Source organism: Actinotignum sp. usb-actsch-rep-73 (assembly GCF_059082735.1).
Genome location: NZ_JBHNPV010000082.1, coordinates 1 through 9,273 on the forward strand (window position 1 = coordinate 1; position 9,273 = coordinate 9,273).

The following is a 9,273-nucleotide window of genomic DNA, read 5'->3' on the forward strand; positions in this document are numbered from 1 at the left end:
TGCGTCTAATGAAGGATAAACCCCGAGGGTTACCTTGTGAGATCAGCGTGCGCGACGTGCCAGGCGGTCAACGTCGAGCAGGGTCACTGCGCGACCTTCCAGGCGGATCCAGCCACGGGAGACGAAGTCGGCGAGCGACTTGTTCACGGTTTCGCGCGAAGCGCCAACCAGCTGAGCAAGCTCTTCCTGGGTCAGGTCGTGAGGAACGTGAACGCCCTTGTCGGATGCAGTGCCGAAGCGATCTGCCAGATCCAGCAGAGCCTTTGCCACGCGACCGGGGACGTCGGAGAAGACGAGGTCGGACAGAGACTCGTTGGTGCGACGCAGACGCTGGGCGAGTGCCTTCAGCATGTGCTTTGCCAGGGTCGGGTTCGTGTCGAGGATTTCCATGAGGTCTTCGTGGTCCAGGTGGAGCAGCGAAACCGGGGAAACGGCAGTTGCGGTGGTGGAACGCGGACCCGGATCGAACAGGGTCAGTTCACCAATGATTTCACCGGGGCCGAGGACTGCAAGCAGGGACTCACGACCATCGTTTGACGTGTGACCGAGCTTCACCTTGCCTTCGGTGATGATGTAGAGGCGATCGCCAAGGTCGCCCTCGTCAAAGAGAGTCTCGCCGCGACGCAGGGTCGTGTGGCCCATCTTCTGTTGCAGGGAAATCTGCTGGGAATCATCGAGGCCGCCGAACAGCGGGACTTGGCTGATGAAGTTACCGTCACCAATCATGTGGCGGGGCTCCTTTCTGCTCGTGGCCTCGTGGGTAACGAGGTCGAAACCATTATTGAGCACTCGTGTGCCATAGGACATACGAGACTGATACACCACACAGTATGCCCTGTTGACCGCTACTAGGTGAAGAAACCGTGTGGACACGCCGAAAACGCACATATAACCGCCGAATCTGCGAGCGTTTGTGCGTTGATCACAACGAGTAGGCGACCTGTTTTATTTCTCTGTCGTCTTTGTTTAATCACTGTTCATCCGCGCTTATTGCGCATGGTCTGGGCATAAAAACGCCGGTGGGTGCAAGCTTTTGCTTGCACCCACCGGGGAGAGCCTGATCAGGATCTTCAGCGCAGGCCAGCGGCCTTTTCTGCCTTGCGACGTGCGCGCGCAGTGTAGTGAGCGCTGGTCGGGTTCACCTTTTCGACCTCGGAACGCAGGACCTCTTCGGCGCGACCGGTGCGACGGACTCGGTGGGACAGGATGCCAATGAAGATCATGGCAATACCCATCAGAAGGAATCGACCGGAATAACCGGCAAGCTGGACGTGGTGCGTGAAGTTCGCGCCCACCGTGTTCCAGTTGTACAGCCATGTCAAAACCGGCTTGGTGTATTCGGCGGTCATGGCCGGAACAACCAGCCACGGCAGACCAATGATCGTGGTGATCACACCGGAGAAGCAGGGGCCAAGTGAGGACTTGCACGCAGCGATCAGCAGAGCAATGCCGATCACAATTGCAACCAGAAGCTCACCCAGTGCCAGCGTCGACACAAGAGGAGTGTCAATTGTCGGAACGCCCGTCATCGCATTCGTCATGCGCGAGCCAGCATCCGCGGCCAGATACCAGGCGATCGGTGCCAGGATGAAGAACGAGAGCAGGGAACCCCAGTGGGCTCCGGCGCGCGACGGCATTTCTGCTGTGAGGGTTGCGCCTTCAAAGATCGAATCATCAAGCGAAGTTGGAGTCGTCGCAACGAAAGGCTGCTCCGGTTCGGTCGTTTCAACAGCCTCTTCGCGGGGCTTCCACGTGGTTTCAGTTTCTTCCTCGACCTCTTCAACCGGAGCGGCCGTCATAAAGGAACGACGCTGAACGGTCGATGCTTCAACCGAAGCGGGAGTTGCGGGAGCTTCGTCGGTAGCGGGAGTGTCAACACGATTCGCCATCACGTCACGCGGAGTCGGAGTCGGATCCGAAACCGGGTCGATGACGATCGCAGGAATACCGTCCGTCATCACGGGGATGGTGGTCGTGTGCGGGGTCAGAATCACGGGTTCAATCTGGCCGGTCTGAACAAGAGACGATTCGCCGATAATGTCGTCCGCGCTTGAGATTTCACCTGGAAGGTCAACCTCTTCGCCGGTCAGCGGAAGTGCTGCGCTATCGGCAGCTTCACCTTCGGCCATCATCGGTTCATCGCTGAAGTATTCGGATGTTTCGGGTGCGACGAAGTCATCGTCCTTGGGTGTTGTGAAATCCTGATCAGACATGGTGCTCCTCCTGCTTGTGGGTACACACTATCGAGAAAAATGCCGGACTTTCGGCTTATTTATCCGCTAGGCGCGTTTCGTCACCATTGTTTTGGTCACGCTGTGTATCAAGCTGGGTGGCCTCGTCCCCTACGCTGACCCGCTGTCGTGCCACGTAGATACCCATTGTGGAGGCGCCCAACAGACATCCCAGGGACGCAATGACGGGAGACGCAAGCGCCAACTGAGTCGTCACCGAGGGCCCCGGAGTGACCACGGAACCCGTGATTGATGACCAGAGCGGAACCAGCATGTACGTGGGAACCGCCATGATCAGCCACGCGCCAGCCTGCGGGCCGGTCAACGAAAAACGTGCGACCAGAGCAGTTAAACCCAAGAGAATCGCGGCGATGATCGTTTCGAGAGCGTGCGTTCCCACCGCCGGCTCCAGTGCGGACAGTCCGTTCGCGCTCACCGCGCTGGTGTCATTCGGTGCCGCTAAGACAAAGAGTATCGACGCAATCAGCGTTGCGGGAATCGACAACGAGGCCACCCACGTGTGCCGATGCCCTGTAATCGCAGGATAGGGAACCAGAGAATCGATTTTGACTGCCGGGTAGCGCGCATACGTCAGCGCAACCGCGGCACATCCGGTGATCAGAGTGACCGACAGTGGGTAGAGGCTCCACAGGACCGACGAACGCATATCTGGCAGATCCAAAATCATCGACTGCAAGAGTGGAACGCGCAGGTAACCGGCTGCTTGGCTCAGCCCAATCGGAATTGAAAGCGCGGACGTCACGTACATTCCGGCGGGAGACTCCTCGCAGTTCAGTGATACCAATGCCAAGATAATCGTCGCCAACGCGACACCGATCAAACCTTCGACCGAAGCCAGTGGCAGACCAACGGCGGCTTGCGCCTGTAAATCAGCCATCGACGACCCCATGAAGATCAGGGCGACGGGCGCAAAAACAAGGGCGTATACGCCACTGCGCACGTGCTCAGAACGGGGGATCGGGCGAAGATTCATGCCTCAAGTATGTCGCACATCCGGGCATATGCCCGCCCAGTGGCCACCGGTTAGTAGTCTGAAGAAGTGACTATCGATTCCCTTGTTGACCCCACGCTTGCCGTCATCGCCGGTGCGAGTGCCCGCGAAGAAGTACGTTTGGCTTGCGAGGACGCCTTGAAGGCGTTTACCACGTTGCGCTTTCACGAGGGATTGCGTCGCGGTTGGGAAAAAGCTCGCGCCGAGGCGTCAGTCCGTGAGGCAGCAGCGATTGCGATCCTGTGTGGCGCCAGAACACATGTTGACGACATGCGTATCGCCTCAATGAATGACGCGCCTTGGTCTGCTGTCACCGATGAACGCACCGGATCGGGTGCCACCCGCGATCCAGCGATGGACCTGGCACTGGGGATTTGGAGGTCCCAAGCGAACCTCAGGGCAGGTTTTGACCCTTTAAACGCTCGAGTTCCCACCCGAAAAACCCCTCGGCCACTTCCGGCCCTGATCGCGGGACTCCACCGAGATGCCTGTTCCGGCCTCGTCGAATCGGGAAGACTCGATGTTGGACACGTAGCAATTCCGCACGACGGCGGTGCGCTCGCATATGCGATGACGCTGATCAACGGGCAATTACCGGCGCTTGTGAAAGCAGCCTGCCTGGTTGCGCACTTCCGGTTTCGCACCGTCTTTGATCCAGCATCTGGCGCGGTCGGGTATGGGCTTGCGCGATGGCTTCTGGTCACCCAAGGAGTTGAACCCACGGGTGTCGCAGTGATTTCAGCCTTCGATGCTGAGAACCAAGCGGAAGCCTCGCGCGCGCTCGGCGGTTGGGTGGCTGCCAGCGAGGAAAGCGTTGCCAGGTGGCTTGTCCATTCGATACGCGCATTCGAATACGGCGCGAAGATCGGCGCTGACATTGCTTTCCACGTCCAAGCTGGCAGGCTCAGCTAGATCGCAAGGCTCGTCAAGTACAAGCAGGTCCGACAGTAGGCGATTCAAAAGGCGACTTAGCCCAGAAACCCGCAGGTGACACGTTGCCCTAGTAGTTAGGCGCGCTTTGCTGTCACATACCCTACGGCTGCCGCGCCAATCGCCACACCCGCGCCGATCATGGCGAGCGTGCGACGCGACGGCGTGGGAATCGTTCGGTGAACAGCTGCGGTCGAAGTGAAACGCATGATCTCCCACCCGTTCTTCACGGCTGCCTCACGCAAGCCCTTGTCGGGGTTGACGGCGATCGGGTGGCCGACGGCAGACAGCAGAGGAATATCGGAAACAGAATCGGAGTACGCCCAGCATTCATCCATATTCCACCCGCGTTTGGCGGCAAGCTCTTTGCAGGCCGCCGCCTTGTTCGCCGCCTGGTTGTAGTGGAGCACGGTGCCCGTGTACTCACCGTCGTCATTCACTTCAGCGATCGAGCCGAGACAGGCATCAGCACCCAGCATCTTGCCAATCGGGCGAACGATTTCAATGACAGATGCGGACGCAACAACAACGGGTCGCATCTGGTCATGATGGAACTGGATTTCTTCGAGTGCCTGCGTGAAACACACCGGGTCAATCGCGTGGTCGATGGAGGATTCAACGGTCGCTTCAAGGAGGGAAGCATTCATGCCTTTGGCCAGGTCACCGATCGCTTCAGCCATCTTGTCCATCCGCTTTTCATCTGCGCCTTTGAGCAGGTAGGGAAGCTGGACGAGGACGGACATGGCGGCAGCTCGGCGCGACAGGAGGCCGGCGTCAACGAAGGAGCTCTGAAGAGCAATCGAGGACGACGTGGCAAGGATCGTCTTATCAAGATCAAAGAAGGCAGCTGAATTTCGCTGAAGCGGGGGTTGAATCATCACATGCTCCTTGCCATTCGAGGGTCAGCGGGACGGATTAGAGTCGGCACTGACGTATTTGGTGAAATTGTGGGGCTTGTGACCCCACTTATCCACAGGTCGATTGGTATCAGATTAGTCTTCCACAATTTCACTACGCTCACGTGGAATCTGCCTGTTCGCAGTGCAAGAGTGCGTCCAACGAGTCGGGTCTTTCAGTGGGGCTCGGCGGGTGTGTTGGAGGAAACTCGATGGGTAAACGCAATACTTTCATCCGGGGTGCTCGGCGTGGGCTGGGCAGATTCGGGACGGTGAAGCCAGAGTATGCGCCCTGCACTGCGCGTCTGATTCTCGACGGTCTTACCCGCAACGATGAGCGCTTCGTGCGTCGCATGATTGCGCGCGAGCACGTGGACATCCAGGTGGGTGATGCGCACTCGTGGCTCGAGGACGCAGACGAACGAGGCCGGACACCTTACTCTTCGCCTCTTCTTGTTATTGCCGGACCGTACGCGATTGGCAGACTGGGAAGCACCCGCATCGAAGTAGGAGCTCACGGCCAATTCCGCCTTCCTGAAGACGAGGACCTTCTTCGCGCCATCCTTCGTGAACACGCTGGACAACCGCGCGAAGAAACGGAAGCTACAGCATTGTCTTCAACGCATCCATCCCGCCCATGTATCTGCGTTGCTGGGTGGAACGGAGGAGTCGGGACCAGCTCGATTGCGCACCAACTCGCGCATGAGCGCGGCCTCGTACTCATTGACGCAAGCGGACACGCACCAGCCCCATCGTGCGCAGACCTACCGGAGAGCCGTGGCGTGCGATGGGCGGATCTGGCGTACGGGGAAGTAGCGTATTCACCCGAACTTGCGCGCACCCTGCCCATCGTTCAAGGCGTCAGCGTGTTAACGGGGGATGGGCTTGGGGTCGCTACGCCACTGGACTCTCGCTTAGGCGCGGTCATTTCAAGTCTGAACGAAGCCGGACACGGGTGCGTAGTTGACTGTGGACGGTGGGACGAGAGGTCGGCCGCCTGCGTGGGTGCACATGCGAGCGCACTCGTATTGATCGGACGAGCAGACCGCCAGGGCGCCACCCAGTGCGCGTGCTCGTTGACGTTGTGGCCACTTCAGTCTTGCCTGCCCTGCGTATTGCTGACTACGACGGGGAATAGTGGGAATATCCGCGCGCTGACTAACGCCCCGGTCTTGACGCTCAAACGAGCACTACAGGCGCACTGTCGTCGCCTGTTCTGCGAGCTTGGAATCGGTGAGGGTGTGCTCTGATGTTCTTCACGCCCCACGCACCCAAAAGCATGCCTCGTCAGAAAGCTCAGAATCCACCCGAAGACGGATGGCGACTGAGCCGTCAAGAAATTGAAGAGCGAACACTGCGGCACCTGGCAACACACGGTGACCTCGAAAAAGCCGTCGCAGAAAGCGCTCGCCCCGGCGCGGGCGTCGACGAAATGCGACACCTTCAAGAAAGAATCCGAACTCTCGCGCAGGGAACCGGGCCGGAAGTCGCCCGCCTACTGGCAATCAACGGAGTCACCGACGTGCTCATTAACTCCACTCACGCGTGGATCGACCGCGGTTTTGGGTTGGAAGAACGCGAGTTTTCACATTCAACGGACGCCCAAACGCGCGCCCTCGCTGTACACATGGCGGCCGCCTGCGGGAAACGCCTTGACGATGCCAGTCCCATCGTTGACGGAACACTCGAAGGAGGAATCCGACTCCACGCTGTCCTTCCCGCCCCCAGCGCATCCGGGACACTCATCTCGCTGAGAACCCCGCGCGCTCGCGGGATGGGACTGAGTGAAATGGAGGAGTGCGGGTCGGTTGCTCCCGTTGTGGCTCAGGTGCTTCGCGCATTGTGTGCTCGTCGTGCCAACGTTCTGATTTCCGGGGCAACCGGCAGCGGAAAAACGACGCTTCTTTCAGCCCTGCTGTCGCTTGTCCCTCACGACGAGCGAATCGTGTGCATCGAAGAAATTCCGGAACTCCACCCGGATCACGCTCACGCTGTATCCCTTGTCGAACGGCACCCGAATGTGCAGGGCAAGGGTGGGATCAGTCTGTCGGAGCTCGTGCGAGCAGCCATGCGAATGAGGCCCGACCGTCTGATTCTTGGTGAATGTCGTGGTCCGGAAGTTCGCGACGTCATGCTCGCGTTCAACACTGGGCACGACGGCGGATGGGCCACCCTGCACGCAAACTCTGCCGAGGATGTTCCCGCCCGATTACATGCGCTGGGAGGCCTTGCGGGACTCAGTGATTCCGCGGTCATTAACCAATCGGTCGCAGCGTTTGATGCGGTTATTCATATGCGTCGCAGTGCCATAAAACCCCAGGTTTCTCAGTCGTCTGACGAAGCAGAGCCGCACACTGATGCGTCTTACGAGGAACAGGCTCAGCTACCCGGGCGATGGGTCGGGCAAATCGGCATATTGAAACGTCAGGGCGGTGAGCTTGAGTGTGAGCTTGCGCTTGAGGTGAGCCAAGACGGGACAGCCCATTTCGGTAGCGCTTGGACTGACATACAGCGCCTGTGCGGGCTGGACGGCGGTGCGCCATGATCAGCCTTGTTGCCTGCTGCGTCGCAATCACTACCTGGATTCTTCTTGAGTATGCGCAGGTCAGACATGAAAAGAACCTGGTGAAAGCGTGGGGTAAAACAGTCGGAATCAAGAAGTCATCGCACGATCTCGACAATGCTGGACGCTCCAGCGTCTCTTCTGTGCCGGGTCGTTTGGCTCGACGCCACCGAACCGCTCCGTGGCGTTCGCCGCTCACACAGCTAGATGGCGCGCACCTTGCCCTTCTCGTCGCGGATGTGGCCGGCAGATTGCGTGGAGGTGCGCCGACCGGTGCTGCTTGGGAGACTTCGTGGAAACGGTTCATTCCCGATGTGGTGTTCGCTGGGATTGACGAAGTAGGGACGCCCCTGGTCTTGACAGACATCATCGGCTTGAAAAGCATCGGGCACCGTATTCCCCGTTCTCTGAAGGAAGCGAGTCTTGAAAGGTGGATACGTTCCGTTCAGGGTAGAGGGGTTATTCATGCCTCAAAGGCGCTGGATTCAGCCTGCCGTTTAAGCGGAGCAACAGGCGCTCCACTGGCACATATCCTCGATGCGGTTGCCGATGGTTTAGAAGATGCAGAGGCCGTGGAAGAAGCTCGCCGGATCGCATCAGAAGGCTCCCGCATGTCAACGCGAATCCTGCTGGCAATGCCACTCATGGGAGTGATAGCAGCGCAAGCGTTGGGCGCTGAGCCCTTGAAACAGTTTGTTTCGGGCGGAATCGGAACTGTTCTGGCAATTGTAGGGCTCACGTGCATGGTCGGCGCCTACTTTCTGAGCCACTACCTGATGGGAAGGGCTCGCGGTAAAGAAGAAACAATTGATCCTGCTCTTGCCTGCGATCTTGCGCGAGCTGTCCTTGAATCAGGTGCAGCAATCCCCAGCGTGATCGAATCGTTAGGTGAGGCGACCCGTGATGATCAGCTTGCCCGAATCGGGCGCGAGCTACGGCTCGGAGTGTCATGGGAACGAGCTTGGGAAGAGAGAGCCGCAGACCAGCTTGCGCTTGCTCTTCACTCGGCGTGGGTCGATGGGATCGCTCCAGACGACTTGCTGTCTCGCACTGCTCGCCAGATACGTGCTCGTCGTCTTGCAGAAGCGAGGACTCGCGCTGAAGCGCTCGGCGTGACGCTTGTTATCCCCCTTGGGTCCCTGCTGTTACCAGCCTTCTTGGCGCTCGGGTTAGGGCCGATCGTTGTTCATCTGATGGGCGACGGGATTATCGGACTTGGGTAAAGAAGCATGTTTTCGCCTCCGTCACCCTGAGTTATTCACAGGCCAATCTCTGGGCCAGAACTTATCCACACAATCGTTTTCGTCCGTTCGCAAAGTTCGAGCAGACATTTGACCATTGAACTCCCGGAGAACACTCGGGGTCATCGGACAAAAGGAGAACATCATGTTAGACACGCTCACGACAAAGACGATCGAGGGGCAACTGGCGGTGCATGACGCCACGTCGGCGCTCGTCACGAAAGTCATGCCGAAGGGCAACCAGGACTCAGAAGAAGGCTCGACGACAGTCGAGTATGCAATCGGTGCGGTTGCCACTGCTGGATTGGCTGGACTCCTGATTGTCGTTTTGAAGTCCGGAGTCGTGAAAGGACTGCTTCAAAACATCATCACTCAGGCACTGTCATTGTGAGTACTGACG

9 protein-coding genes are annotated in these 9,273 nt (G+C 58.7%); 5 read left to right on the forward strand and 4 right to left on the reverse strand.

Going from position 1 to position 9,273, the window contains the following annotated elements; genetic code table 11:
- Positions 1-42 precede the first annotated feature (42 nt).
- From AC5RE1_RS07570 to AC5RE1_RS07580, 3 genes are all read right to left on the reverse strand, one after another.
- On the reverse strand, positions 43-726 hold the full coding sequence (locus AC5RE1_RS07570) for a Crp/Fnr family transcriptional regulator (RefSeq protein WP_040318335.1): 684 nt from the start codon (positions 724-726) through the stop codon (positions 43-45).
- A gap of 344 nt (positions 727-1,070) precedes the next feature.
- Positions 1,071-2,213, reverse strand: a complete 1,143-nt coding sequence (locus AC5RE1_RS07575) for a hypothetical protein (protein WP_493938530.1) — start codon at positions 2,211-2,213, stop codon at positions 1,071-1,073.
- Positions 2,214-2,268: 55 nt separating this feature from the next.
- Positions 2,269-3,225, reverse strand: a complete 957-nt coding sequence (locus AC5RE1_RS07580; RefSeq protein ID WP_006680448.1) for a hypothetical protein — start codon at positions 3,223-3,225, stop codon at positions 2,269-2,271.
- Between the two features lie 66 nt (positions 3,226-3,291).
- Here AC5RE1_RS07580 and AC5RE1_RS07585 point away from each other — a divergent pair, with 66 nt between their 5' ends.
- Entirely contained in the window at positions 3,292-4,155 is an 864-nt protein-coding gene (locus tag AC5RE1_RS07585) for a hypothetical protein (RefSeq protein WP_493938531.1), read from the forward strand.
- A 95-nt stretch (positions 4,156-4,250) separates the two neighbouring features.
- Here AC5RE1_RS07585 and AC5RE1_RS07590 read toward each other — a convergent pair whose 3' ends face one another.
- Positions 4,251-5,051 (reverse strand): HAD family hydrolase, encoded by an 801-nt coding sequence (locus AC5RE1_RS07590; RefSeq protein ID WP_103632940.1) that lies wholly within the window; start codon positions 5,049-5,051, stop codon positions 4,251-4,253.
- Between the two features lie 230 nt (positions 5,052-5,281).
- Between AC5RE1_RS07590 and AC5RE1_RS07595 the strand changes: the two genes are divergently transcribed.
- The 4 genes from AC5RE1_RS07595 (at position 5,282) to AC5RE1_RS07610 (ending at position 9,264) form a co-directional block, all read left to right on the forward strand.
- Positions 5,282-6,319, forward strand: a complete 1,038-nt coding sequence (locus AC5RE1_RS07595; protein WP_493938532.1) for a CpaE-like family protein — start codon at positions 5,282-5,284, stop codon at positions 6,317-6,319.
- A 29-nt stretch (positions 6,320-6,348) separates the two neighbouring features.
- Positions 6,349-7,614 carry a TadA family conjugal transfer-associated ATPase gene (locus AC5RE1_RS07600; protein WP_493938533.1) on the forward strand — a complete coding sequence of 422 codons (1,266 nt, stop codon included), beginning with the start codon at positions 6,349-6,351 and terminating at the stop codon, positions 7,612-7,614.
- Positions 7,611-8,855: a type II secretion system F family protein gene (locus AC5RE1_RS07605; RefSeq protein ID WP_493938534.1), complete on the forward strand. Its 1,245-nt coding sequence runs from the start codon at positions 7,611-7,613 to the stop codon at positions 8,853-8,855. The genes AC5RE1_RS07600 and AC5RE1_RS07605 overlap by 4 nt, the downstream gene beginning before the upstream one ends.
- A gap of 163 nt (positions 8,856-9,018) precedes the next feature.
- Positions 9,019-9,264, forward strand: coding sequence for a DUF4244 domain-containing protein (locus AC5RE1_RS07610; protein WP_493938535.1), 246 nt, complete (start codon positions 9,019-9,021; stop codon positions 9,262-9,264).
- The last annotated feature ends 9 nt before the right edge of the window (positions 9,265-9,273 follow it).